Annotated in this window: 27 protein-coding genes and 1 tRNA gene; 24 read left to right on the forward strand and 4 right to left on the reverse strand. The window is 65.0% G+C overall.

Annotation, left to right across the window (positions count from 1 at the left end; all coding sequences use genetic code 11):
• The first annotated feature begins 2 nt into the window (after positions 1 to 2).
• The 16 genes from GC125_RS14255 (at position 3) to GC125_RS14330 (ending at position 16,123) form a co-directional block, all read left to right on the forward strand.
• Positions 3 to 764 carry a lytic transglycosylase domain-containing protein gene (locus GC125_RS14255; protein ID WP_151986252.1) on the forward strand — a complete coding sequence of 254 codons (762 nt, stop codon included), beginning with the start codon at positions 3 to 5 and terminating at the stop codon, positions 762 to 764.
• A 241-nt stretch (positions 765 to 1,005) separates the two neighbouring features.
• A complete protein-coding gene (locus GC125_RS14260; protein ID WP_151986253.1) occupies positions 1,006 to 2,757 on the forward strand; it encodes a relaxase/mobilization nuclease domain-containing protein in 1,752 nt (583 codons plus the stop codon).
• Positions 2,758 to 2,770: 13 nt separating this feature from the next.
• Positions 2,771 to 4,777, forward strand: a complete 2,007-nt coding sequence (locus tag GC125_RS14265; RefSeq protein ID WP_151986254.1) for a conjugal transfer protein TraG — start codon at positions 2,771 to 2,773, stop codon at positions 4,775 to 4,777.
• Between the two features lie 26 nt (positions 4,778 to 4,803).
• Positions 4,804 to 5,211, forward strand: a complete 408-nt coding sequence (locus tag GC125_RS14270; protein ID WP_151986255.1) for a ribbon-helix-helix domain-containing protein — start codon at positions 4,804 to 4,806, stop codon at positions 5,209 to 5,211.
• 43 nt (positions 5,212 to 5,254) lie between these two features.
• Positions 5,255 to 6,403 (forward strand): PIN domain-containing protein, encoded by a 1,149-nt coding sequence (locus GC125_RS14275; protein WP_199864580.1) that lies wholly within the window; start codon positions 5,255 to 5,257, stop codon positions 6,401 to 6,403.
• Between the two features lie 165 nt (positions 6,404 to 6,568).
• Positions 6,569 to 7,504, forward strand: coding sequence for a P-type conjugative transfer ATPase TrbB (gene trbB, locus GC125_RS14280; protein WP_199864712.1), 936 nt, complete (start codon positions 6,569 to 6,571; stop codon positions 7,502 to 7,504).
• Between the two features lie 38 nt (positions 7,505 to 7,542).
• Positions 7,543 to 7,833: a TrbC/VirB2 family type IV secretion system protein gene (locus tag GC125_RS14285; protein ID WP_286165657.1), complete on the forward strand. Its 291-nt coding sequence runs from the start codon at positions 7,543 to 7,545 to the stop codon at positions 7,831 to 7,833.
• On the forward strand, positions 7,833 to 8,099 hold the full coding sequence (locus tag GC125_RS14290) for a VirB3 family type IV secretion system protein (RefSeq protein ID WP_151986259.1): 267 nt from the start codon (positions 7,833 to 7,835) through the stop codon (positions 8,097 to 8,099). The genes GC125_RS14285 and GC125_RS14290 overlap by 1 nt, the downstream gene beginning before the upstream one ends.
• A gap of 4 nt (positions 8,100 to 8,103) precedes the next feature.
• Positions 8,104 to 10,572, forward strand: a complete 2,469-nt coding sequence (gene trbE / locus GC125_RS14295) for a conjugal transfer protein TrbE (RefSeq protein WP_151986260.1) — start codon at positions 8,104 to 8,106, stop codon at positions 10,570 to 10,572.
• On the forward strand, positions 10,569 to 11,330 hold the full coding sequence (gene trbJ, locus GC125_RS14300; RefSeq protein ID WP_151986261.1) for a P-type conjugative transfer protein TrbJ: 762 nt from the start codon (positions 10,569 to 10,571) through the stop codon (positions 11,328 to 11,330). Before trbE ends, trbJ begins: the two co-directional genes overlap by 4 nt.
• Before the next feature lie 4 nt (positions 11,331 to 11,334).
• Entirely contained in the window at positions 11,335 to 11,607 is a 273-nt protein-coding gene (trbK-alt, locus tag GC125_RS14305) for a putative entry exclusion protein TrbK-alt (protein WP_151986262.1), read from the forward strand.
• A gap of 3 nt (positions 11,608 to 11,610) precedes the next feature.
• A complete protein-coding gene (trbL, locus tag GC125_RS14310; protein ID WP_151986263.1) occupies positions 11,611 to 12,900 on the forward strand; it encodes a P-type conjugative transfer protein TrbL in 1,290 nt (429 codons plus the stop codon).
• Positions 12,897 to 13,586 carry a conjugal transfer protein TrbF gene (gene trbF, locus GC125_RS14315; RefSeq protein WP_151986264.1) on the forward strand — a complete coding sequence of 230 codons (690 nt, stop codon included), beginning with the start codon at positions 12,897 to 12,899 and terminating at the stop codon, positions 13,584 to 13,586. The genes trbL and trbF overlap by 4 nt, the downstream gene beginning before the upstream one ends.
• The gene (trbG, locus tag GC125_RS14320; protein ID WP_151986265.1) at positions 13,583 to 14,647 is read left to right on the forward strand and encodes a P-type conjugative transfer protein TrbG; all 1,065 of its coding nucleotides are present in this window, start codon (positions 13,583 to 13,585) and stop codon (positions 14,645 to 14,647) included. Before trbF ends, trbG begins: the two co-directional genes overlap by 4 nt.
• Positions 14,628 to 15,869, forward strand: coding sequence for a TrbI/VirB10 family protein (locus GC125_RS14325; RefSeq protein ID WP_151986266.1), 1,242 nt, complete (start codon positions 14,628 to 14,630; stop codon positions 15,867 to 15,869). Before trbG ends, GC125_RS14325 begins: the two co-directional genes overlap by 20 nt.
• The gene (locus GC125_RS14330) at positions 15,866 to 16,123 is read left to right on the forward strand and encodes a DUF2274 domain-containing protein (RefSeq protein WP_151986267.1); all 258 of its coding nucleotides are present in this window, start codon (positions 15,866 to 15,868) and stop codon (positions 16,121 to 16,123) included. Before GC125_RS14325 ends, GC125_RS14330 begins: the two co-directional genes overlap by 4 nt.
• Here the strand turns inward: GC125_RS14330 and GC125_RS14335 are convergent.
• Positions 16,065 to 16,976 (reverse strand): LysR family transcriptional regulator, encoded by a 912-nt coding sequence (locus GC125_RS14335; protein WP_199864581.1) that lies wholly within the window; start codon positions 16,974 to 16,976, stop codon positions 16,065 to 16,067. The two genes, GC125_RS14330 and GC125_RS14335, sit on opposite strands and share 59 nt — an antisense overlap.
• Positions 16,977 to 17,220: 244 nt before the next feature.
• Between GC125_RS14335 and GC125_RS14340 the strand changes: the two genes are divergently transcribed.
• From GC125_RS14340 to GC125_RS14375, 8 genes are all read left to right on the forward strand, one after another.
• Positions 17,221 to 18,102, forward strand: coding sequence for an NAD-dependent epimerase/dehydratase family protein (locus GC125_RS14340; RefSeq protein WP_151986269.1), 882 nt, complete (start codon positions 17,221 to 17,223; stop codon positions 18,100 to 18,102).
• Positions 18,103 to 18,190: 88 nt separating this feature from the next.
• Positions 18,191 to 19,102 (forward strand): helix-turn-helix transcriptional regulator, encoded by a 912-nt coding sequence (locus GC125_RS14345; protein WP_151986270.1) that lies wholly within the window; start codon positions 18,191 to 18,193, stop codon positions 19,100 to 19,102.
• Positions 19,099 to 19,416, forward strand: a complete 318-nt coding sequence (locus tag GC125_RS14350; protein ID WP_151986271.1) for an antibiotic biosynthesis monooxygenase family protein — start codon at positions 19,099 to 19,101, stop codon at positions 19,414 to 19,416. The genes GC125_RS14345 and GC125_RS14350 overlap by 4 nt, the downstream gene beginning before the upstream one ends.
• Positions 19,417 to 19,526: 110 nt before the next feature.
• Complete coding sequence (locus GC125_RS20150) at positions 19,527 to 20,072, forward strand: antibiotic biosynthesis monooxygenase family protein (protein WP_151986272.1); 546 nt, start codon at positions 19,527 to 19,529, stop codon at positions 20,070 to 20,072.
• A gap of 107 nt (positions 20,073 to 20,179) precedes the next feature.
• Positions 20,180 to 20,800, forward strand: a complete 621-nt coding sequence (locus GC125_RS14360) for a glutathione S-transferase family protein (RefSeq protein WP_199864583.1) — start codon at positions 20,180 to 20,182, stop codon at positions 20,798 to 20,800.
• An 11-nt stretch (positions 20,801 to 20,811) separates the two neighbouring features.
• Complete coding sequence (locus tag GC125_RS14365) at positions 20,812 to 22,113, forward strand: hypothetical protein (protein WP_151986274.1); 1,302 nt, start codon at positions 20,812 to 20,814, stop codon at positions 22,111 to 22,113.
• Positions 22,114 to 22,131: 18 nt separating this feature from the next.
• Entirely contained in the window at positions 22,132 to 22,809 is a 678-nt protein-coding gene (locus GC125_RS14370; protein ID WP_151986275.1) for a hypothetical protein, read from the forward strand.
• A 214-nt stretch (positions 22,810 to 23,023) separates the two neighbouring features.
• Positions 23,024 to 23,620, forward strand: a complete 597-nt coding sequence (locus tag GC125_RS14375; protein WP_151986276.1) for an isochorismatase family protein — start codon at positions 23,024 to 23,026, stop codon at positions 23,618 to 23,620.
• Between the two features lie 220 nt (positions 23,621 to 23,840).
• On the opposite strand, the gene GC125_RS14380 is transcribed toward GC125_RS14375, so the two are convergent.
• From GC125_RS14380 to GC125_RS14390, 3 genes are all read right to left on the reverse strand, one after another.
• Positions 23,841 to 24,245: a hypothetical protein gene (locus tag GC125_RS14380; protein WP_151986277.1), complete on the reverse strand. Its 405-nt coding sequence runs from the start codon at positions 24,243 to 24,245 to the stop codon at positions 23,841 to 23,843.
• A 193-nt stretch (positions 24,246 to 24,438) separates the two neighbouring features.
• Positions 24,439 to 24,515 (reverse strand) — tRNA-Arg (locus tag GC125_RS14385).
• Between the two features lie 322 nt (positions 24,516 to 24,837).
• Positions 24,838 to 25,710 (reverse strand): D-alanyl-D-alanine carboxypeptidase family protein, encoded by an 873-nt coding sequence (locus GC125_RS14390; RefSeq protein ID WP_353617084.1) that lies wholly within the window; start codon positions 25,708 to 25,710, stop codon positions 24,838 to 24,840.
• Between the last annotated feature and the right edge of the window lie 120 nt (positions 25,711 to 25,830).

Consider the following 25,830-nt stretch of genomic DNA (forward strand, 5'->3'; position numbering starts at 1 on the left):
CCATGCGCACCCTTCCGCCTTCCGGCCGTGGCCTTATTGTCGCCCCCGCTACCGGCCTCGCGCTCGCCGCACTCCTGTTCGCCGCTACGCCGAACGCGGTCGCAGAGCCTTCGGAAGGCACGCAAACTGGCGGGCGAACCACAGTGCAAGCGACTGCGTTCGACACATTCATCGCGGAAGCCGCGTTGCGGTTCGCCATCCCCGAGCACTGGATTCGCGCCGTCATGCAGGCCGAAAGCGCAGGCGATCCGCGCGGGGTCAGCCGCGCCGGGGCGATGGGTCTGATGCAGATCATGCCCGCGACCTGGGCCGAGTTGCGCACTCGCCATCGCCTCGGAGCGGACGTGTTCGACCCGCGCGACAACATCCTCGCCGGCGCCGCTTACTTGCGCGAGATGTACGACCGCTTCGGCTCGCCCGGCTTCCTCGCGGCTTACAATGCGGGACCGGCCCGATACGCCGAGCACCTCGCCACCGGACGCCCGCTGCCGCGCGAAACACGGGCCTATATCGCGACGCTGGCGCCAATCATCGGCGACCCCTCGGCGGCGCCGCGGCGTGCCGAAGCGCCGGTCCTGAACTCCGACTGGCGCGCCGCGCCGCTCTTCGTCGCGCGTCTTGGCCCGCGCTCGGACGGCGGTGCCAGTGCGGATGAAGCATTAGCGGAACGACCGTCACGCCGCGCCTGGAATGCCGACGCGCAACCGTCAAACGCCACTGCGAACGGCCTGTTCGTGCGCTCTCAATCGGAGGGATCGCGATGAAGGCCCCGCTCGCAGTCTGGCGCGTGCTGGCGTACGCCGTCGCAGTCCCGGAAGGAGTGCAGGGGACGGACAGTCGAACAACGGAGGGAGGGCGAGATAAAAGGCGCGGCACGGATGCGCGCTATGTGGTTGTTTTACTGCAGCTTTTTACGCACTTCGGCATGGTCCGCGGTGCCGCGCCTTCCTTCAATACGCTGATTTATATACGATTTCACCGTGCCGCCGCATCCGAGGCGGGCATATGAGCCGCCGCGACGACGGCATCCGCATCCGGCCAGGCCGCATCCGCGACCGCGGGCCATCTGGCCGCAAGGCGCAGAGCTTCGTCGGCCAGGTCTTGCGCGCCGCCCGCAAGGCGGGGCACACCGGCTACAGGTTCGGCAGATCGTCGCGCGCTGGCCGCTCGACCTTCGGACGGTGTCGCTTCGCCACCACCGCACGGAGTCTTTCGAGCACCCGGCGTCGGGTGGTCGTCAAGGCACGCATCGTCCGCCATCGCGGTCAGCGTTTCCGTTCAGCCCCGCTCGCGAAGCACATCGCATATCTCAAACGCGAGGGCGTCAGTCGTGATGGACGCGACGCAGCGATGTTCACCGCAGACCGGGACGCGGTCGACGAGCTCGACTTCGCCCAGTCCTGCGAGGACGATCGGCACCATTTCCGCTTCATCGTCTCGCCCGAGGATGCGGGGCACATGGAGGATCTGCGCGCCTTCACCCGCGACCTCATAGCCCAGGCAGAACGCGACCTCGGCACGAGGCTCGACTGGATCGGCGTCGATCACTGGAACACCGACAACCCGCATGTCCATATCCTCATCCGCGGCAAGGCCGATGACGGCAAGGACCTCGTCATCTCGCGCGACTACATCTCCCGCGGCCTGCGCGGACGCGCGGAAGAGCTGGTCAGTCTCGAACTCGGGCCGCGCAGCGAGAAGGAGATTGCGGCCGGTCTCGACCTGGAAGTGAAGGCCGAGCGCTGGACCGGGCTAGACCGCGCCTTGCGCGCCTATGCGGACGATTCGCTCGGCATCGCCGACCTACGTCCCGGCGCGCCCGGTCTCGAAGATCGCGACTTCAAGAACCGCATGATCGGGCGCGCGCAGACGCTCGAACGCCTCGGCCTTGCCGAAAGGCTTGCGCCCTCGGTCTGGCAGCTCAGGCCCGGGATGGAGGAGACGTTGCGCGACCTCGCCATCCGCGGCGACATCATAAAGACGATGCACCGCGCGATGGGAGGTCAGTCCCGCGCGGCTTCCGACTTCGCTATTCAGGCGGCACCAAGCGAGCCGATCCTCGGACGCCTCGTCGAGCGCGGCCTGCATGACGAGCTCAAGGGCGAGGCCTACGCCGTGATCGACGGCGTCGACGGACGCGTCCATCACGTGCGCTTCGCCGATCTCGACGCGACGGGTGACACGCCTACAGGTGGCATTGCTGAGACACGGAGCTGGTCGCCGAAGGAAGGTGGCCGCCGGCGGCTCGCTCTCGTCGGACGGTCTGACTTCGCGCTCGACGCACAGGTGAGCGCGGACGGCGCGACTTGGCTCGACCGCTTGGCGCTCGCAAAGGACCGTGCGCCTCTGTCGAACGGCGGGTTCGGGGCCGAAGTGCGACACGCGCTGGATCGACGCGCCGACCATCTCGTCGTCGAAGGTCTCGCGACCCGGCAAGGCAAACGGGTCACCTTCGCCCGCGACCTGCTCACGACCCTGCGCAATCGCGAGATCGATAAAGCCGCAGCAAATCTCAAGGCCCAGACCGGCCTGCCGTTCCGCAAGCCCGCCGAGGGCGAAAGTGTCGCCGGAATATACCGCCAGCGCCTGGACCTCGCCACTGGCCGCTTCGCCATGCTGGACGACGGCATGGGCTTCGAACTCGTCCCTTGGAAGCCGCAGCTCGACAAGCATCTCGGTCAGACCGTGAGCGGGACCATCACGACCGGCGGCGGGATCGCCTGGACGCTCGGCCGCAAGCGCGGACTCGGCATCTGATGGAGCGCCGCCCATGAGCAAGAGCCACTCCTCGCCCGCCACGAAAATCCTCTGGGGCCAGATCGTCATCGTCACGAGCGTCGCGCTGTCCTTCGTCTGGGCGGCGACGCAATGGGTCGCGTTCCGGCTCGGGTTTCAGCCGCAGCTCGGAGAGCCGATGGCGGAAGTGTTCGGTCTGCCGGTCTACGCCCCCTGGAACGTCTTCGTCTGGTGGTACTGGTATGACGCCTACGCGCCCCGCGTCTTCATGGAGGGCGCGATTGTCGCCGGCGCGGGCGGCATCGCCGCGATCGGCGTCGCGATCTTCCTCTCGGTGCTGCGCGCCCGCGAGGCGAACGACGTGACCACCTACGGCTCGGCCCGCTGGGCAAGTCGCAAGGACGTGGAGGCGGCGGGGCTGCTTGACGACGACGGCGTCGTGCTCGGCCGGTATGAGACCCGCTATCTCCGCCACGACGGACCCGAGCACGTGCTCTGCTTCGCGCCGACGCGTTCGGGCAAGGGCGTCGGGCTGGTCGTACCCTCGCTCCTGACCTGGCCGGGCTCGGCGATCGTCCACGACATCAAGGGAGAGAACTGGCAGCTCACCGCCGGCTGGCGCTCGCGGTTCAGCCGCGTGCTCCTGTTCGATCCGACCGATCCGGTGAGCGCGGCCTACAATCCGCTGCTCGAGGTCCGGCGCGGCGACAGCGAGGTGCGCGACGTCCAGAACGTCGCCGATATCCTGGTCGACCCCGAGGGCCAGCTTGAACGCCGAAACCATTGGGAGAAGACCAGCCACTCGCTGCTCGTCGGCGCGATCCTGCACGTGCTCTACGCCGAGCCTGACAAGACGCTCGCAGGGGTCGCCGCCTTCCTCTCCGATCCGAAAGGCCCGATCGAGGCGACCCTTGCGGCCATGATCCGCACCCCGCATCTGGGCGACCGACCGCACCCGGTGGTCGCGCAGGCCGCGCGCGAGCTGCTCAACAAGTCAGAGAATGAACGCTCCGGCGTTCTCTCGACCGCGATGAGCTTCTTGGGGCTTTACCGCGACCCCGTCGTCGCGAAGGTCACGCGCCGCTGTGACTGGCGAATCGACGATCTTGTTTCCGGAAACAATCCGGCGACACTTTACCTCGTCGTGCCGCCCTCGGACATCTCGCGCACCAAGCCGCTCGTCCGACTCGTGCTCAATCAGATCGGGCGACGCCTGACCGAAGAGCTGGAAGCAAATGGCCGACGTCATCGTCTCCTGCTCATGCTCGATGAATTCCCCGCGCTCGGTCGGCTCGATTTCTTCGAGAGCCAGCTCGCTTTCATGGCTGGCTATGGGCTGAAGGCGTTCCTGATCGCCCAGTCGCTCAACCAGATCGAGAAGGCCTACGGGCAGAACAACGCGATCCTCGACAACTGCCACGTCCGCGTCGCCTTCGCGACCAATGACGAGCGCACGGCGAAGCGCGTCTCCGACGCCCTCGGCACGGCGACCGAGATGCGCGCCATGAAGAACTATGCCGGCCACCGGCTCAGCCCTTGGCTCGGACACCTCATGGTCTCGCGACAGGAGACCGCGCGTCCGCTGCTAACCCCCGGCGAGATGATGCAGTTGCCGTCGTCCGACGAGATCGTGCTGGTCTCCGGCGCGCCGCCCGTCCGCGCGAAGAAGGCGCGCTACTATGAAGACCGGCAGTTCAAGTCGCGCATCCTTCAGCCGCCACGGTCACCTTCCTCTGAGACACCCGGCTCCACCGCTCGGGCCAGAGACGATTGGAGCGGCTGCCCGCCGATCGCCGCGCCGCGACCAGCGAAAAGGAAAGGCGTGGGCAGCGACGAAGACAGCGATGGCGGCGTTCGACGCGAGCCCACGTTGCCCGAGCACGAGGCAATCGCGCCCGAGACCGCGCCCGCAAGGGAGGAGTTCACGGGCCTCGACGAGGAGCCCGATGACCACGCGCAGCGCGCACGGGCTATGCAGGACCGGTTCCGAGGGGTCGCGCGCCAGGCTTCGCTCGATCCCGATGACGGGATCGAGCTCTGAGCGATGACCGGAAGGAGGAGTGACGATTGAAAAAAGATCGTCTCAACGTCTATTTCGACGCCGCACTCTCGGCGGAGCTTGACGCCCTTGCCGCACGACGCAAGGTCTCGAAGTCACAGATCGTCGAGGCCGCACTCGCCGCGTTCCTTTCGCCTGACGGCACCGATCAGCGCGAGGCGGCGATCGTCCGACGGTTAGATCGTTTGACCCGTTCGATCGAGCGGCTCGAACGTGATGTCACCATCGGCAACGAGGCGGTCGCGTTGTTCGTAAAGTTCTGGCTGAGCACCACACCGCCGCTGCCCGACACGATGCGCGAGGCGGCGCAGGCGAGCGGGCGCGAGCGCTACGAGGGGTTCGTCGAAACACTCGCGCGTCGGCTGGCGAAGGGCGGGACTCTGGCGAAAGAGGTATCAAAAGACGCGGCCAATTGATTGAGTTGATGTCCTGCCCGGCGAAACCCTCTACGGTTCCGCCATGCCTCAACTCTCTGACGACGACATCAAAAGCCTTATCGCCAACGGCGACGTGTTCGCGATCTCCATCGATACAGCCGTCTTCGACGGCAAGCAGAAGACGTTTCACAATGCCGTCCTGCAGCGGCTCGATCAGTTCCATCAACGCGATGTCCGCGTCGTTTTCGTCGATATCATCGCCCAGGAAATGAAGGCACACCTGCGGGACGATGCCATCGAGACACAGCGAGTCCTCAAGAAGGCGCTAAGGGCGCATAACAAGCGCTGGCGCAGAGACGCACCGAATGCCGAAGTCGCCGATCTTCTCATCGCTGCTGATGCAACGGCATTCGCCCGAGCCGAATTTGATGCATACCGGCAGCATGTGAACGGAGACGAGATAGCCGCTGGTGATACACCTGATGCGGTCATGAAGGTATTTGATCGTTACTTCGCAGAAGCACCTCCCTTCGGCGCGGCCGACAAGAGAAAGAGCGAGTTCCCCGATGCATTCGCCCTGTTGCGGCTGGAAGCCCTCGCTGCCGAAGAAGGCCGCAAACTGATCTGCGTGTCGCCAGACAATGGCTGGCTGGACTTCGCGTCGCAATCGGATCACCTGATTTGCGTTCCCCGACTCGAAGAGGCCCTGGCCCTCTTTAACGCCGCGGATCAGCATGTCGCCGATGCCATTGTCCAGAGGTGGCGCCAGAGCGAGGGCGGCGAATTTATCGAGGATATCTCCCGGGCCTTCGAGTATCGATTGGATGATCTCGATTTCGATATCGACGGACATGCCGACATCCCGTTCGAGGCCGAGCCCCTGAGTGCAGCGCTCCAGTACGTGCCGCCGGATACGATCGGCCCGCCCACCGTTATCGCCGTCGACGGCGAAACCGTGACTTTCACGGTGCGGGTCGACGCCCTTGTCGGCTTCGAGGCACTGTTCAGCTTCTACGTCACCGACAGCGTCGACAGGTACGATGTCAGTCTCGGGTCGGAGGAAGCCTATGTCGAACGGACGCTTCCGTTCGAACTGACCATCACGGCCGACCGATCTCTCGAGGACGGCCCAGTGTTTCATGAGGTCGAGGTCGCGAAGAAGCGCTTCGAAGTCGACTTCGGCTATGTCGAGGCCTTCCCCAACGGAGATCCGACGCACGAGAAATACTGAGCGCTCCGAATCCGGCCTGCCTTCGCGCGCCGCTGCACTACTACGCCCTCAACACTGTTTACGTTGACCATTTGACGGTCTTCTTGATCGACCCCGTAACCAGATGCGGGGCCGCCAGTGACCGTCCAAACTCTCAAATCAGAAGCGATCGAGCGCGGCTCCCGCATGCTCCGGACGGCGCTCGGACCGGATGTGGCCACCTGGCTCACAGATCCGGCGGTCGTCGAGGTGATGCTCAATCCCGACGGCCGACTCTGGATAGACCGGCTCGGCGACGGTCTCTCGGAAACTGGCGAGCGGCTCTCGGCGGCTGACGGCGAGCGAATCGTCCGCCTAGTCGCTCACCATGTGGGAGCCGAGGTGCATGCGGGCGCTCCGCGCGTCTCGGCCGAGCTGCCCGGAACGGGGGAGCGCTTCGAAGGACTCTTGCCACCTGTCGTCGCCGCACCCGCCTTCGCGATCCGCAAGCCTGCCGTCGCGGTATTCACGCTCGCAGACTACGTCGCTGCCGGGATCATGGATGAGAACGCCGCCGGCGCACTACGCGAGGCGGTTGCCGCCCGCGCCAACATCCTCGTCGCCGGAGGCACCTCGACCGGCAAGACGACGCTCACCAACGCGCTCCTCGCCGAGGTCGCGAAGACGACCGACCGCGTCGTCCTGATCGAGGATACGCGTGAACTCCAGTGCCTGACGCCCAACCTCGTGGCGCTGCGCACGAAGGATGGCGTTGCGACTCTCTCCGATTTGGTGCGCTCTTCGCTGCGGCTGCGTCCCGACCGCATCCCGATCGGCGAGGTGCGCGGGTCCGAGGCGCTCGATCTCCTGAAGGCCTGGGGCACCGGCCATCCGGGCGGGATCGGGACCATCCATGCCGGCTCCGCGCTCGGCGCGCTGCGCCGTCTCGAACAGCTCATCCAGGAAGCGGTGGTCACCGTCCCGCGCGCGCTCATCGCCGAGACCATCGACCTGATCGCCGTGCTCGCCGGCCGCGGGAGCGACCGCCGCCTCGCCGAACTCGCCCGCGTCACCGGCCTGGGGCCGGCCGGAGACTACGAACTTCAACCGCTCCTCAGCCACCCGAAAGGACCCACCCCGTGACCCGAACCACCACGTTCTATCCTCGCTGGCCATACTACGTGTCGGTCGTTGCCCTCGGCTTCCTCTTCGCCGCCGATCCCGCCCATGCCGCCGGTTCCGGAATGCCCTGGGAAGCGCCTCTGCAATCGATCCTGGAATCGATCGAGGGGCCGGTGGCCAAGATCGTCGCGGTGATTATCATCATCGTCACCGGCCTGACGCTCGCCTTCGGCGACACGTCCGGCGGCTTCCGCCGCCTGGTGCAGATCGTCTTCGGTCTGTCGATAGCCTTCGCGGCGTCGAGCTTCTTCCTGTCCTTCTTTTCCTTCGGCGGCGGAGCGCTGGTCTGATGGACGGGGCGGACATTCCCGGCTTCACCGCGCCGGTCCACCGCGCGCTCACCGAACCGATCCTTCTCGGAGGCGCGCCGCGCACCTGGGCGATCGCCAACGGCACGCTCGCCGCCGCGGTCGGCCTCGGGCTTCGCCTCTGGGCGGTCGGACTCGTGGTCTGGCTGGTCGGCCATCTCCTCGCGGTCTGGGCCGCGAAGCACGACGCGCAGATCGTCGATGTCGCGCGGCGGCATCTGCGCTTCCCGACATGGTTCGGAGTGTAAGGCCATGATGCGCCTCGCCGAATACCGCTCGAAAGCCTCGCTTCTCGCCGACTTCCTGCCGTGGGCCGCGCTGGTGGGCGAAGGCGTCGTCCTCAACAAGGACGGCAGCCTCCAGCGCACGGCGCGGTTTCGCGGCCCGGACCTCGATTCCTCGACACCCGCCGAACTGGTCGCGACTGCGGGCCGCCTCAACGGCGCGTTGCGGCGGCTCGGCTCGGGTTGGGCGGTGTTCGTCGAGGCGCAGCGCGTGCCCGCGCGAGACTATCCGCTCTCCACCTTTCCCGATCCAGTCTCGGCGCTGGTCGATGCCGAGCGCCGGGCGCAGTTCGAAGAGGCTTCCAGCCACTTCGAGAGCCGCTACTACCTGACGCTCGCCTGGATGCCGCCCGTCGACGAGGCGAGCCGCGCCGGCAAATGGCTCTACGAGGACGCGCCTGCGAAAGGCGTGAACCCGCGCGAGCATCTGGCGAGCTTCACATCGCGCACGGAGCGGCTGCTCGACCTCCTCGAAGGGTTCATGCCCGAGGCCGAATGGCTCTCGGACGAGGAGACGCTGACCTATCTCCATTCGACCGTATCGACGCACGCGCAGCGCGTGCGCGTGCCCGAGACGCCGATGCATCTCGACGCGCTCCTCGCCGACCAGCCGCTCGTGGGAGGGCTCGCGCCGCGGCTCGGCGACGCGCATCTGCGCACGCTCTCCATCATCGGCTTCCCGACCGCGACCTGGCCAGGACTGCTCGACGAGTTCAACTCGCTCGCTTTCGAGTATCGCTGGGCGACCCGTGCGATCTGCCTCGACAAGACCGATGCGCAAAAACTCTTCGGCCGCATCCGCCGCCAATGGTTCGCCAAGCGCAAATCTGTCGCCGCGATCCTCAAGGAGGTGATGACCAACGAGGCCTCGACGCTGCTCGACAGTGACGCCGCCAACAAGGCCGCCGATGCCGACGAGGCCCTGCAGGAGCTCGGCTCCGATCTCGTCGGCGCGGCCTATGTCACCGCCACCATCACGGTGTGGCACACGGACGAACGCGCCGCCGACGCCAAACTGAAGGCGGCCGAAAAGGTCGTCCAGGGCCGGGACTTCACCTGCATCCCCGAGACGCTGAACGCGCTCGAAGCCTGGCTCGGATCGCTCCCCGGGCATCTCTACGCCAATGTCCGCCAGCCGCCGGTCTCGACGCTCAACCTAGCGCACATGATCCCGATCTCGGCGGTCTGGGCCGGGCCGGCAAGGAACGATCACCTCGACGGCCCGCCGCTCTTCTACGCCGAGAGTGAAGGCTCGACCCCGTTCCGTTTCTCGACTCATGTCGGCGATGTCGGCCACACGCTCGTCGTCGGGCCGACCGGCGCGGGCAAGTCGGTTCTGCTCGCGCTGATGGCGCTGCAGTTCCGTCGCTATGAACACGCCCAGTGTTTCGCCTTCGACTTCGGCGGATCGATCCGCTGCGCAACGCTGGCGATGGGCGGCGACTGGGAGGATCTCGGCACCGCGCTGTCGGAAGGCGAGGCTGCGGTGCAGCTGCAGCCGCTCGCGCGGATCGATGACACGGCCGAACGCGCCTGGGCGCAGGACTGGCTTGCGGGTCTCCTCGCCCGGGAAGGGGTGACCGTCGATCCGGGCGCGCGCGAACATCTGTGGTCGGCGCTGACCTCGCTCGCCTCGGCGCCGGTCGAGGAGCGCACGCTCACCGGCCTCTCTGTGCTGCTGCAATCGACCGAGCTCAAGCGCGCGCTCGCGCCGTTCTGCCTCGGCGGCCCATTCGGGCGGCTGCTCGACGCCGAGGGCGAGGCGCTCGGAACCGCCGATGTCCAGGCCTTCGAGACCGAGGGACTGATCGGTTCCGCCGCTGCGCCTGCGGTGCTCGCCTATCTCTTCCACCGGATCGAGGCGCGGCTCACTGGACGCCCGACTTTGATCCTGGTCGACGAGGGCTGGCTCGCGCTCGACGACAAGACCTTCGGCGGGCAGCTCCGCGAATGGTTGAAAACGCTGCGGAAGAAGAACGCGAGCGTCGTCTTCGCCACCCAGTCGCTCGCTGACATCGACCGCTCATCCATCGCGCCGGCCATCGTCGAGAGCTGCCCGACGCGCATCTTCCTACCCAACGAGCGCGCCTTCGAGCCACAGATCGCAGAGATTTACCGCCGCTTCGGCCTCAACGACCGGCAGATCGAGATCGTCGCGCGCAGCCTGCCGAAGCGCGACTATTATTGCCAGTCGCGGCGCGGCAACCGGCTATTCGCGCTCGGGCTTGGCGAGGTCGCGCTCGCCTTCACCGCCGCCTCCTCGAAATCCGACCACGCCGCCATCGACGAGACGCTCGCCGAGAACGGCCGCGAGGGCTTTCCCGCCGCCTGGCTGAAGCGATGCGGCCTCGACTGGGCGGTCGAACTGCTCGCCCCGGGCGACATCGTTCCTCCGTCCACCCCCGATCAAACCCCAGCCAAGGAGACTATGAAATGATCCGCACCCACTTCCGCCGCGCGCTTCTCGCCGGCGCCATGCTCGCGCTGCCCGTCGGGTTGGCGGTCTCGCCGATCGCCGTGCCACCTGCGACGGCGCAGATCACGGTATTCGACCCCACCAACTACTCGCAGAACATCCTGCAGGCCGCCCGCGCGCTGGAGCAGATCAACAACCAGATCACGCAGCTCCAGAACGAGGCGCAGATGCTGATCAACCAGGCCCGCAACCTCGCGAGCCTGCCGCATTCCTCGCTCGCCGAGCTCCAGGCGTCGGTCCAGCGGACGCAAGCGTTGCTGAACGAGGCGCAGCGCATCGCCCACGACGTCGCCGCGATCGAGGGGGCCTTTGCGAGCCGATACGGCGCGGCGGCCGGAACGGGGGGACACGACGCGATGGTCGCGAACGCGCAGGAGCGCTGGCGCACCTCAGTCGCGGGCTTCGAGGACGCGCTCAAGGTCCAGGCGGGCGTCGTCGGCAACATCGACGCGACGCGCGCCGAGATGGCGGCGCTGGTGGCCCAGAGCCAGTCGGCGACCGGCGCGTTGCAGGCCGCGCAAGCGGGCAATCAGCTTCTCGCCCTGCAATCCTCGCAGATGGCTGATCTCACCGCCGCCATCGCCGCGCAGAACCGCGCGCAGGCGCTCGAAGCCGCGCGTGCAGCCTCGGCCCAAGCGCAGGCACGCGAGAACCTCGCGCGCTTCCTCGACTACGGCGACGGCTACGTGCCAACGACCGTGCGCATGTTCGGGGACTGAGGCCATGCGAACCGCTCCCGAGAAGATGCTGAAGCTCGTCGCCATCGCCATGGGCGGGATCGTCCTGCTCATGATGGCGATCGAGCTTCGGGACGCCGTGAAGGAGGAGCGAGCGGCGCCCGTCTCGGTGACACCGGACGATCCACTGCGCACCGAGCTTGCGCGCTGCCGGGCGCTGGCGCCCGAAGCCCTCGAGACCGACACCGCCTGCCGCGCGGCCTGGGCCGAGAACCGCCGCCGCTTCTTCGACGGTCCGCCCCAAGGTCTGGAAGACTGAGCCATGGACGGCGTTGGCGTCATCGACCGGTTCCTGGACGTCTTTGCGTCCTACATCGACTCAGGCTTTGGCCTGCTCGGTGGCGACGTCGCTTTCCTCGCGACCACGCTGATCGTCATCGACGTGACGCTCGCCGCGCTCTTCTGGGCCTGGGGCGCGGACGACGACATTATCGGTCGGCTTGTCAAGAAGACGCTCTTCGTCGGAATCTTCGCCTACATCATCGGCAACTGGAACGCGCTCGCCTGGATCGTCTTCGAGAGCTTCGCCGGGCTCGGCCTCGTGGCCACCGGCGGGGCGCTCGGCGCCGCCGAACTCCTGCAGCCCGGCCGCATCGCCGAGGTCGGACTCGAGGCGGGCCAGCCGATCCTCGCCTCGATCGCCGACCTCATGGGCTTCGTCTCCTTCTTCGAGAACTTCATCCAGATCGCGATCCTGATGTTCGCCTGGATCGTCGTCGTGCTCGCCTTCTTCATCCTGGCGATCCAGCTCTTCGTCACGCTGATCGAATTCAAGCTGGCGACGCTCTGCGGTTTCATCCTCGTGCCCTTCGGCCTCTTCAACAAGACCGCCTTCATGGCCGAACGGGTGCTCGGGCTCGTCATCTCCTCGGGCGTCAAGGTGCTGGTGCTCGCCGTCATCGTCGGGATCGGCTCGACCATCTTCGGCGAGTTCACCGCCGGCTTCACGGGCGAGCCGACCATCGAGGACGCCATGGCGGTCGTGCTCGGCGCGCTGTCGCTCCTCGCCCTCGGCATCTTCGGCCCCGGCATCGCCAACGGCATCGTCTCGGGCGGACCGCAGCTCGGCGCCGGCGCGGCGGTCGGCACCGCCGTCGCGGCCGGTGGCACGCTCGTCGCCGGCGCCGCGGGCGCCAAGATGGGCCTCGCCGCCGCGGGCGCGGCCGCAAAGGGTGGCGCCTCGGTCGCCGGCGGCGCCTCCACCGCTTACCGGATCGGCGCCGCCTCGAGATCGAGCACCGCCGGGAAGGTGGCCGGAGGCATGACCGTCGTCGGCCAGGCCGGCATGAACGCCGCCAGCAGTCCGCTGAAGAAGAGCCTCGGCGACAGTTACCGGGCCGGCTCGCGCGCCGCGTTCACGGCGACCGGCGGCCAGTTCTCGAACAGCCCGTCTGCCGTGCCGGCGCCCGCGAATGATGGCCCGCCCGCCTGGGCGCGCCGCATGAAGCGCCAGCAATCCCTCCATCACGGCGTCGCCACCGCCGCCCATGTCGTCCGCTCGGGCGACCATGGTGGCGGCGGAACCGCCGTCAGCCTCTCGGAGAAACCATGAGCCTCTTCAAACGCCCCAGCGTCCGCTACGCGAAGACCCCCGAGCCGGTGACGCCCTACCAGAAGGCCGCGCAGGTCTGGGACGAGCGAATCGGCTCGGCCCGTGTCCAGGCCCGCAACTGGCGGCTCATGGCGATGGGGTGTCTGATCCTCACCACCGGCACCTCAGCCGCGCTGGTCTGGCATTCGACCCGCAGCACCGTCGTTCCCTACGTGGTCGAGGTCGACCGGCTCGGCGCCGCGCAGGCCGTCGCGCCCGCCACCGAGAACTTCCGCCCGACCGATCCGCAGATCGCGTTCCACCTCGCGCGCTTCGTCGAAAACGTCCGCCAAGTCCCCGCAGACCCGATCGTGCTGCGGCAGAACTGGCTCAGAGCCTACGACTTCACGACCGACCGTGGATCGGTCGCGCTCAACGACTACGCCCGCGTCAATGACCCGTTCGCGCGCGTCGGCGACGAACAGGTCGCGGTCGAGATCTCCTCGGTCATCCGCGCCTCGGACTCGAGCTTCCGCGTCGCCTGGACCGAGCGGCGGTATCTGAACGGCCAGCTCGCCCGCACCGAGCGCTGGACCGCGATCCTAACCGTCGTCCTGCAGCCGCCGCGCACCGCGGAGGCGCTCCGCAAGAACCCCCTCGGCGTCTTCGTGCACGCCATCAACTGGTCACGGGAGAACGCCCAATGACAGACTCGGTCTGTGCGACACTTCGCATCTCAACACTCGCCGTCGCCGTCTCGCTCGCCGGCTGCGCCACCTTCAAGCCGCCCGAGATCGCCTATGACGATCCCGTCGCCGCGGCGCTCATCGCCGACCCGCCGCGCCCAGTCGAGATCGTCGAGCGCCCTGAGCCGCTGCCGCTCCCGGGTCAGCTCATGCGGGTCGATGCCGACGACCGCCCGCCCGAAGCCGCCGATCCCGCCGACCGGATCGACGCCGCCAACGCCGCGGCGCGCATGGAACCGGTGCGCGACGGGTTCATCAATGCCGTCCAGCTCTATCCCTATAGCGCCGGCGCGCTTTATCAGGTCTATACATCGCCGGGACAGATCACCGACATCGCCCTGCAGCCTGGCGAAAGCCTCGCCGGCTCTGGTCCCATCGCCGCAGGAGACACCGCGCGCTGGATCATCGGCGACACCGAAAGCGGGTCCGGCAATACCCGCCGGATCCACATCCTCGTTAAGCCGACCCGGCCCGACCTCACCACCAACCTCGTCATCAACACCGACCGGCGGACCTATCATCTGGAGCTGCGCGCCACGCCCTCGGCCTATATGGCGTCGGTCTCCTGGACCTATGCCGAGGACGCGCTGATCGCGCTGCGCCGCCGCAATGCGGAGGCCGAGGCCACACTGCCGATCTCCCGCGAGGTTGCGCTCGAGGATCTCAACTTCCGCTATCGGATCGAAGGCGATCGGCCGCCCTGGCGTCCGGTGCGCGCCTTCGATGACGGGCGCCAGGTCTTCATTGAGTTCCCGCGCGGCATCGGCCAGGGCGAGATGCCGCCGCTCTTCGTGATCGGACCCGAGGGCGAAGGCCAACTCGTCAACTACCGAATCCGCCGCAACTACATGGTCGTCGATCGGCTCTTCGCCGCCGCCGAGCTGCGTCTCGGCGACCGCCAGCGCGTCGTACGCATGGTGCGCACCGATGGGGTCCGCGCGCTTCGCAACGCGACGAGACAGTCGTCTCGGCCTGGCGGCCGGACGGCGACCGGTGAACGCCATGAGCGATCAGGGCAGTGACCAGGAGGGGATGGGCACTTCGGACGAAACCGTCCGCAATGCGCCGCGCTCCGAAAAGGACATCGCCGCCGAACTCCGCCTGCGACCCGATCCGCCGCGTGTCATGAGGCTTTCGAGAAAGGCGATCGCGGTGCTCGTCGGCGCGGGCGGGCTTGGGCTAGCGGCAATCCTGATCGTCGCCCTGCAGGATGGCGGCTCCATCGACGGACCGGCCGAGCTCTTCTCGACCGAGCGCGTCCAGCAGGCCGAGGGGCTGATCGGGCTTCCGACCGATTATGGCGACGTGCCGCAACTCGGCCCGCCGCTGCCGGGAGAGCTCGGCCGTCCGGTGCTCTCGGCGCAGAGGCGTGGCGACCCAGTCCCACCCGTCCTCACGCCGGCGGCGAATGCGGTCGATCCTGCGGAGCAGCTCCGCTTGCAGGAGGAAGAAGCTGCCCGACTGAGCCGCCTATTCGCCGAGGCCAACACCGCCGTGAACGCGGCCGCGCCTCCAAGGAGTACGGTCGCGCCTCGGGCAGGAGAATTTGGCGCGCTGTTCCCCCCGGCCACGGCGCAACAGGCGACGCAGCCCGATGCGACGAACCGAAGAGAAGACTTTCTGAACCGAGAGGTGGATCGCCGCATAACCGCCGCCGACAGGCTGCAGCCGCCGCCGAGCCCCTACGTGCTGCAGGCGGGTTCGGTGATCGAGGCTGCGCTCCTCACCGGCCTGCGCTCCGACCTGCCGGGCCAGATCAGCGCGCAGGTGACAGCAAACGTCTATGACAGCCCGACGGGGCGGTTTCTGCTCATCCCGCAGGGATCGCGCCTCCTCGGCGAATACGACAGCCGCGTCGCCACCGGCCAGTCGCGAGTGCTTCTGGCATGGACGCGACTGATCCTGCCTGACGGCCGGTCGATCGTTCTCGAACGCCAGCCCGGCACCGACGAGGCCGGTTATGCCGGTCTCGAGGACCGTGTCGACAACCATTGGGGACGGGTCGTTCTGGCCGCTGGCTTGGCAACGGTACTCAATGTCGGGCTCGAGACCGGCCGTGACGACGACAGCGACATCGCCCGCGCGATCCGCGAGGGAACCCAGGACACGATCGGCCGCACCGGTGAGGAGATCGTGCGCCGCCAGCTCCAGATCCCACCGACGCTGACCATCCGTCCGGGTTTCCCCGTCCGGGTGATGGTGACGAGGGATCTGATCCTCGAGCCACAAGGAGAAAGACGATGACGAAGCTCAAGCTCGGCGCGATCCCCGACGACAAGCCTGTCAAGCTCACGGTCGAACTGCCCGCCGATGTCCATCGCGACCTCGCCGCCTATGCCGAGGTCTTGGCGCGCGAGACCGGCCAGAGCCTCGAACCGGCCAAGCTCATCGCGCCCATGCTCGCGCGGTTCATGGCGACCGACCGCGGGTTCGCGAAGCTCAGGAAAGGCTGCCGTTCCGCCTCGCCTCGATCCGCGCTAGGCTCAGGAACCGCCTGAGCGCAGGATTATCATTCTCCGGGCGCCAAGTCAGCGAAAATGGCACTCGGTCGCCTTCCCCTCCGATCGGCACGAACGCCACGTTAGGATAGCCAACGCCGCGCCATTGGTCCGGAACAAGACTCACTCCGAAGCCCATGCCGACGAGGTCCATGATTCCTTCCCGCCCCATGCGATGCCTTCGCACCGAGAGCTGGCGGCCGACCCGTCCGACACGACTGACGACATGATCGTGAATTTCGGGACCGGGTTCGCGTGAACTGATGATGAACCTTTCGTTCCGTACATCGTCCCATGAAAGGAGGGGGCGATCCGCGAGCACAGTGTCGGCGGCGGTTGCGAGAAAAACCGCCTCGTGACAGAGTGTGAACCCGTCGCCGACGCCCAGATGCGGCTCTCCACAAGCAGCCACGAGGTCGATCCGCCGATGGCTGAGCTTTGACAAGAGATCGCTCCTGTCCGATTCAACCATTGCAATTTCCACCTTGTCATGGGATCGGATGAAATTGGACAAAACATCACGGGCAGCGCCGCGAGAGAGCGAGAGGATCACGCCCAAGGTGAGATGGCCGTTTCTGCCAACACCCGCCACTTGAGCCGTCTTTCTTGCAGCTTTGAGCTCATCGATTATCAAGCGGGCACGTGTCGCGAGGCAGGCTCCCGCGACGGTCAGGCGAGCGCCGTCCGCCCTTCGTTCGAATAATGACACTCCGAGCATATCCTCGAGACGTTGAATCTGGCGGCTGACGCTCGACTGGCCGACCGACAACGACTCCGCCGCGCGGCGAAAGCCGCCTCGCTCGGCGACGGCGAGGAAATTCGTGAGTTGTCGGGTCTCGATCTCGGGGACCATCTTGTTCTCCCTTATGTTCGGCGCTCCTTCGAGGGGCATGAGGTCTCTCTGGGACCCTCGCATCCATCGAGATAGTGGTCTTCCGAACCCCTAAGCCATTCTGGATTCCGTAGCAGCTGTCGTCCCAAGAATTCGGAATCGTCCAGGACCCTCAGAAGACGTATTTTTCGAAAGCTGATGTGTCTTTCAAGAATTGCGCTCCTGACCGGCGCAGTTGCGCAAGGAGGAGAGGGAAGGCCTTTCCATGAAAATCGCGATCACCGGCGCGGGCGGATTCATCGGCGACGCCGCCGCGCGATGCGCGCTGGCGCGGGGGCATCGCCTCATTCGGGTCGTGCGTCCGGGGTCGCCACCGAGGAACTCAAGCGACATGGCGGTCGACCTTGAGGATGGCGGAAGTCTGGAAGCGGTCGCGGCGCGCGTCGACGCGGTCGTTCATTGCGCGTCGAGCGACGATCCGGCGTTCCTTCCTGTGTTGCAGGCCGCCTCCTTCGCGCTGATTTCCGGTCTCCCGCCAGGCGGGCGGTTTGCCATGCAAGGCGGCAGCGCTGTGTTCGGCGACACCGGGGCAGAGGCCGTATCGGATCCCTTCTTCGATCCACCGCCGAACCTGCAGGCCAGGGCTGCGTTCGATCAACAGATCCTCTGTTCCACGCGTGCCGACGTTCTCACGCGTATCGTATATGGTTCGCTCATCTATGGCGGCAGCGCCGCCGCAATCCCTTCGATCATGATCCGAGTCGCCATGGAAACCGGCGTTGCCTGCTATTTCGGGCAGGGCAAGCAGGTGTGGTCGAGCGCGCACGTGCTTGATGTCGGCGCTCTGCTGATCGACGCGGTCGAGAACGAAGCGGTGCATGACGCTCGCCTGTTCGCAGCGGGCCGCGCAGTGCAATTGAAGCCTGTCGCGGACATCATCGGTCAGGTGCTAGGCGTCCCGTCGCGGCCGGTGCGCTCGGAAGAGGAAGCTCGAATGTTCGGCCCCTTTGCCGAGCTGCTCACGATGAATCAGCACTTCTCTTCGGAAACCGCACGAACACATTTCCGTTGGTGTCCGGAGATGTCCGACGATGTCTCAGCGATAGTGCGGGCCCTTACCAGACAAGCGTCACGCACTAGTCTATGAGAAGGTAGCCCAGGCCGCAGCCTAACAACAACTGAATAGCGATAGCATCTGACAGCTGTTAAGTTCTCGCAAGAAAGGAGGAAGTGGAATGCAAACAGAAGATCGGACAGCGGATCGTGAGTTTTCTTCTTTCGCGGAGTTCTGGGTCGAAGGGGAATGGGCACCGTTCGTCGAGACGGTTCATCCGGGCGGACGCAGTCCACACACGCTCGCGGTCTTTCAGCAGCCAGCAGGCGCTTTTCCCGATCCGCCCCTACCGGAGTTCCAGCTTCAACTCGTCGCCAAGGGAAGCGCACAGAGTAGAGTAGAGTTCGGTGGAACCGCTTTCTCCTCCCAGCTATCGCCGGGCGGGATCTACCTCTCCCCGCCGGACACCGATTGCAACTATGAAGTAGAAGGTCTGCACCGCATCATCGCGCTTGCGATCAACAAGAATGCAATGGACCGCTTCCGCGAACAGGCGGATTTCGAACTGCCACGCGATTTCGGCAGGCTTCATGAACAAAAGTTCCATGACCCGATCATCGAAGCACTCATGCTACGCATGCTGGAGCAGGCGATGGTCGATCACCCCACCAGTGATCTCTTCCTTGATCAGTCGACTAATACGATCCTTGTCGGCCTGCTGTGTCGCAGCGGGACGATGCAGCCCGATACTGAAGACGCCCGCCCGCTTTCCGATGGCGATATCGCCAAGGTTTCGCGTATCATCGATGAGCGGCTGGAGGACAATCTCAGCATCGCCGACCTGGCCCGCGTCACGTCGTTGTCCGACTGGCACTTCGCCCGCGCCTTCAAGCAGGCGACCGGCCTCAGTCCGCACCAGTATGTCCTGCGTCGGCGCATCGCGCGGGCGATTGACCTGCTGCGGAACAGCCAGATCGCGCTCGCCGAGGTGGCGCTATCGGCGGGCTTCTCCTCGCAGAGCCACATGACCGACGTGTTCCGCCAGAAGGTCGGAACGACGCCGGGGAAGTATCGCGACCAGATCAAGGCGTGATCCTGCTCATAAATCCTTTCCGCATCTTCGAAAGCCGCGAGGATGAGGTTCTCGACCTTTGGGATCAGACGGGCGACATCTTCCGACGCTCCAAGGGCTATATCTCCGCGCGACTCTACAAGGCGGCGCGGGATCAGCCACCCGGCCAGACCGCGCCGTTCACTCATATCAATATCGCCGATTGGGAAAGCGCAGAGCTCTACGCCAAACCCCTCTCTAACCCCGACATTCGCCGGCTGGCGGGTGCCTATGCGAAAGTCTGCACGTTCAATCCTGCGCTCTACGAGACCGCAAAGGACCAGCTGCCAGTCTGAGCGCCTGGTTCTCTCAAGCAAGATTTCCGAATCATCCGACGGCTCCGGAATACCAGCAGGCTTCTGTTGGATAGAGTGTTCAAAGGTAAAGTGCACTTTGGAGCTGCAACATGACCACATACAACGATCTCTCACGAAATCAGATGACTGACGGGCCAGTTCGGGGTGAGATCACCGGCGACTGTCAGAAAGTAAATCATGACGCCTCTGAAAGCGCGCGACGGCGGTTCCTGAAGTTTGCGAGCCTCGGCTCGATGGGCGCATACAGTCTCCTCGGAGCAAGGACGGCTTCTGCGCAAGTGAACGGAGGTGCGGAACAAAACGCCGAAATGGCCATCGTTGCTGGAGGGAATTTTCTCGTTATCAACATGTTCAGGCCTCAAGCCGCCGATCAAGATAAACTCGTCGAATTTCTGAAAAAGGGCATTGGCGAGGAGATGGCGGCGCAGCCCGGTTTCCTGTCGGCCGCCATCCACAAGAGCACGGACAGCGCCCACGTCCTCGTCTACGCCTATTGGACAGACGAAGCCGCTCTGAAGGCAGCGGGGTCCGTCGTTCAGGCCGGCGAGGCACCGAATATGCTTCGCGCATTCGAACTCGGGGCACCGGAATATCATCCATATATCGTTACCGACGTGATCGGTCCGAAGCGATGACGACGGGTCCGGCTACCATCGCGCCGACCGTGCCCGACGCGTTGGGGTCCGACCCGCTTCCGATGTCGCCCGGTTCGGACCAAGCCTATCGAGCGACGCTCTATTACATGCCCGGCACCTGTGCACTGGGCATTCACATTGCGCTTGAATGGGCTGGAATACCGTTCGAAGCGATCCGTCTCAAGCGCTCCGACCTCGCTTCAGACCGATACCTTTCCATCAATCCGATGGGGGTTGTGCCGACACTACGGTTCGACGGTGAGGCGCTGACTGAGGCGTCGGCGATACTCCTCGCGCTGGCGCGAAGTTTTCCCATTCTTGGGCCCGAAAAAGCTGCGACCGAAAGAGCGCGCTTCGAATTCGAACGAACGATTATCTTCATTGGCGGTACGCTGCATCCCCACTTCTGGCCGTGGTTCGTACCCTCACGCTATGGTGCGCGAGGTAGCGACGAAGAGACCCGGGTCAAAATCGCGGCCGAAGCGCTGATCGCCAAGGACTTCGCCTTCCTTGATGAGAGGCTGGCGTCGCGACCCTTCCTCACCGGCGAAAGGAAGAGCGCCGCCGACGCCTATCTCCTGCCCATGGCACGCTGGGGACTGAGCCATGAGCGCGCGACCACTTCCTATCCGAACTTTGCGCGTTGGCTGGCCCGAATGGCGGCCGATCCGGGCGTGCGGGCGGCGATGACCGCACATAATCTTCCCAGCCTCACCTTACCCAAATGAGGAGATCCGCGATGCACCCCACCAGACGCACTGTTATGACCTCCGCCGCAACCGTGGCGTTTCTCTCGGCGACGTCCGGCCCGCTCTCGTTCGCGGCGTCCGCGCGAGCGCAGGGGACCGATCGCGCGACCGTCCGATCAATCAGCGCCATGGCGTTCGGCCCCAATGGCCGGTTAGTGATCGCTGACTGGCGCTCGGATGCGCTCCACGCATTGGCGCTTCCAAAAAAGGAGCCCGCCGCCGAGGCCTCGTTTAACGTCAAGGCGCTCGATGCGGCGATCGCGAAAGCTGAGGGGCTGGAACCGGGACGGATTAAACCGACCGCCGTCGCTATGGAACCGAGCAACGGGCACGCTGTCGTCGCATACAAGGCGGGGGCGTCGCCCGAAGCGCCAGCGAGACTTGCCATGGTTAATCCGAGCGGTGCGGTCGAGATCGTCGACCCGGCCGAATTGACAGTTTCAACCCAACCCCTTAGCGACCGGCCAGGCGACGCCTTGATCTGGAACGAGACGCCGGCGCGCACGCTACTGGTCACCGACATCGTCCCCCACGAATTGCCCGGTGGCGGGACGGAGCTTCTCGTTGCCGGGCTCGCGAACGCCGACTTCTCCTCGACGCTGCGCCGCGTACCGTATCCATTTACAGGCGAGATCGCCGTTTCGGAAATCGAGATGTACCACACGGTGCACAACCAGATCGAAACCCGCGCGCCGATCCGAGCCATGAGCATCGTCGAACTGGGTGGTGAAGAACACCTGCTTGCAGCCTACACTTGTACGCCGCTCGTGACTGCGCCCTTGTCCGCGCTCGTCGACGGCGCTTCGGTCCGGGCCAAGACGATCGCCGAGCTTGGCTTCGGCAACACACCACTCAGCATCATGCCCTTCGACATCGATTATCATGGCGAGACGTCGAAATGGGTGATGGTGGCCAACGCTGCCAAGGCCGCCGATCTCATCTCGCTCGACGCGATCGCGGCGGCAAACGCCGCGCCCGGCATCAAGGAACCCGTCAAGGTCCCGTTCGAGACGACAAAAGGGGTCATCGGCGCACAGATGCCGATCACCAATCTCGTCGGCATGGTCGACCAAGGCCCGCAATTTCTGCTCGCGCTGAGGCGCGGTCCGCAATCGGGAGAGTTGGAGCTCGTCTCCTTCCGGAAGGGGGCTTTTTTCCGGCTGTCGGATTTCATAAATGAATATGATCTGCCGTCCTATGAATATGGCGAAGACAGTTTCCAGCAGGACTATATTCGGCCCTTCCATCGCATGATGAAGACCGATGAGGGCCATGCTGATCTCATCGAGTGAGACGGTCCGTGGGCGGCCATGATCCAAATCTACCCGAACACGCATATCTGGCCGTGCAATGCGCTTCGCTTCCACGTCGTTTTCGACCGGACGATGGATACGGACCGGGCGTTGCGCCATGTCCGTCTCGAAAGAATGCGATCCGACGGAAACTTCGAATCTGTCACGGGCGCGCTGGTCGACCTTGCAGACGGCCTCTGGTCGCCCGACCAGACGGTCATGACGACTCTGTTCCACCCGGCCCGGGTCAAGACCGGGCTCGCCGCGAACGAACAGTATGGACGCACGATCGAACCGGGTGCTCGCTACCGGATCGCGATCGATCCGGGATTGGAGGATGCAAACGGCGTACCTATCGGGCACGTCGTTGAACACGACTTCACGGGCAGCGCGGCTCACAATCAGGGGCTCGCTCATTTGAGCACGAAGCAGAACGCAAAGGCAGAATGCGTCGTGCGCTTCGATCACCCACTCGATTACCTCTCGGCCTGCACGCATGTCCGGCTCGTCGATCGCGCGGGACGCACGATCCCCAGCGTGCGGCGCGTCGAAGGGTCTGCGATACGGCTTCGTCCCGTGCAGCCGTCACGGGTCGCAGACGTGGAGATCGATCCGAGACTGGAAGACCCGTGCGGCAATCGCCTGGCCGGACCTTTCGAGAGCGCGACACCAGCAGAAAGCGCCTTCCCGGTCTGATTGTCTCGCCCAGAGGATTCGCAAGAATGCCGAACCACAAAACATTCGCTGGAATACGTCGTCATGGCTCCATGCCTTTATAGCAAGAGATCGCAGAAACTCCGGTCTACCGACCTGAGGACAGATGCAACACGCCATCGTTCGCCGTCAAAATCGGAAACGATGTGTCACGCAGCCCTCCTCCGATCCCTGGAACGACAGAAGGAAGCCCACAATGAGAAATCCATTTACCGCTGACGACGCCGCGATGCTCCTGATCGATCATCAGGTCGGCACAGCGAAACTCGCCCGCAATATCGACCACGCGCACCTGCTGGCCAACGCCCGTGCCCTTGCACGAACCGCAGCCGAAACGGGTATGCCGCTGGTCCTGACGACCAGCCAGGAAGATCGTTTCCAGGGGCCACTGTTCGACGATCTCCAACAGATCGCGCCCGATGCCCACGCGGCTCGGGTCGAGCGGCCTGGCGTCGTCGATGCCTGGACCTACGCACCCTTCAAGGACGCCGTCGTGGCGACCGGTCGCAAAAGGCTGATAATGGCCGGCCTCACCAACGATGTGTGCACCGTCTATCCCGCCATCAGCGCGATCGAGGACGGCTACGAGGTTCAAGTCGTGGTCGATGCGGGCGGCTCGCCCACGCAGGAGGCCGACGACATCGCGGTCGCCCGCATGCGTCAAGCCGGCGTCACCATCACCTCGACCAACCAAGTGATGGCCGAACTCGCCACCGACTGGGCCAGTCCCACAGGACAGGCGATCCAGGGCATCATGTACGAGGAAATCCTGAAACCCCTCGTTGAGGGGTAGGCCGTGATGCCGTCTAGCCCCCAACCCTGCATCTATGCGCGCGAGAAGGCTCGTTGCGGCGCTTCGTCCCTGGTCCACGCCTCCCCGGCGGGCCTTCTCCACGCACGGAATGGCGATGCGGAAGAGACCTGCCTACCGCTTCCGATCATTTCCAACGAACGCGATCCGCGCGACATGAAGCATCTGGACAGCGATCCCGGGCCGCTGGACGACCTCAAATTCATGCCATTGGCCCCGGACACACGTCTTCCTGTCTTTCGGTGGAGCGCTTCGCAGCCGCTACGAGATCACCACCAATCCCGGCTTTGGCGCCGGCGAGGAAGACGGTGACGGCGCCGTCCATCATCGCTAACCGCTCGCCGTCAACCTGGTCGGACGCCATTTCCGCGTCTACGGCGAACTCGAAGGACAGGGACCGGTCAATGAGAACGCGCTGGAATTCCAGCTCCCCTTCGTCGAGTTGCGCGACGAACTCGGCCCGGGACTTGAAACCTACGCCTGGCTCGAGCGTCATGAACGCAATATACGCTCCAGCCGTCTCGTCAGCATCCACGACGGGCCGAATGTCCAACGCACCTTTGATCAGTTCGATGCTTGGGGGCTGGCTGAAAGCGTAGCCAGACAAGCGCAACGTTCAATCGTGCCTCCTGACAACGCACTTAACCAAGAAATCTGATGCTTACTTGGGGAACCAATCATCGTGTTGAAAAGTCGGGCATATTTCCATCCGACGGATGCCACGTGCTTACGCAAGACCTTCGCGCAAGCGCTGGTCTTTTTCGATCCGCAGCGCTATCTCGTTGCATTTTTTTGGAAAATGGTGCACCCGACAGGATTCGAACCTGTGGCCTCCGCCTTCGGAGGGCGGCGCTCTATCCAGCTGAGCTACGGGTGCATACCGTTCGCGAGATGCTTACGCCATGCTTACGCGAGATTTTCGGCCTCTTGAAGAGCGAATCCGATATCCGCTCAAGCCGTTGTTTAGTCACCTCTTTCTTCCAGAACATTTCGCGATCGCCAGACTTGACATCCGCCTTCGGAGGGCAGCGCTCTATCCAGCTGAGCTACGGGTGCCGGCGCGGGGCATGATCCGCGCGGGATTGGTGATAGACGATGGCGCGCTTCGCTTCAATGGGGAATTGGCGGCCGCGTGGGTTTGGTGGTGGGCAGTTGGGAGGGGCGCGCCGTATGGGCTTCCGGCGCGACAGAGGTTTAATTCATCGGGCGCGCGACGCGAGCGGCATGTAGATTTCCAGGAGTTGGCGCATATGTTCGTTACGCGCTTTGGCCGTATCGCCGCCGAGCACGACGGCGACGACGCTGCGGCCACCGGCCTGGGCCGAGGTCGCGAGGTTGAAGCCCGATGCGCGGATATACCCGGTCTTCAGGCCGTCGACGCCGGGCATCGCACCGACCAGTTCGTTGTGGCCGCGGATTGTCGTACCGCGATAGACGAAGTCCTTGTTGCCGAAATAGCGGTAATATTGGGGAAAGTCGCGGCGAAGCGCGAGCGAGAGCACCGCCATGTCCCGCGCTGTCGTGATCTGCGCGCTGTCCGGCAGCCCATGCGGATTGCGAAAGATGGTGCTTGCCATGCCGAGCTGGCGGGCCTTGGCGTTCATGACGGCGGCAAAGCCCGCTTCGGTACCACCGAGATATTCCGCGACGGCAGTGGCGACGTCATTGGCCGACTTGACGACGAGCGAGAGGATCGCCTCCTCGACGGAGAGCGCTTCTCCCGCCCTGAAGCCTATTTTTGTCGGCGGACGCGAAGCGGCGTAAGCCGAAACCGGGATCGGCGTGGTTTCGGCGAAACGACGGTCGCGCAGACCTTCGAACAGGACATAGAGCGTCATCATCTTCGTCAGCGAAGCGGGATGACGCGGCGTATCGGCGCCATATTGGTAGAGCACCTGTCCCGAATGCGCATCGACGACGATCGCGGCGTATTTCTCCGACAGCGGCGGCGGGGCGACCGGCGTGGACACCTGAAGGGTCGTGCTGGTACATCCCGCAAGAAGTACGGCAGCAAAGGCAAGCGCGAGGAAGCGCCGCAAGGCGGTCGACGCGAAGGAATTGATGGTCTGCAAGCGAAGGCCCCGTGCACTAGATCAGAACTATCGAATATACCGGCGCCGCCTGGCAGTTCGATGTGAAGTCGCAGTCTTAGGCCGACAAGATTAAGGCGACGTTATTCATACTTGCATGAA

The sequence above is a fragment of the Rhizobium sp. EC-SD404 genome (genome assembly GCF_902498825.1).
Taxonomy (GTDB): domain Bacteria; phylum Pseudomonadota; class Alphaproteobacteria; order Rhizobiales; family Rhizobiaceae; genus Georhizobium.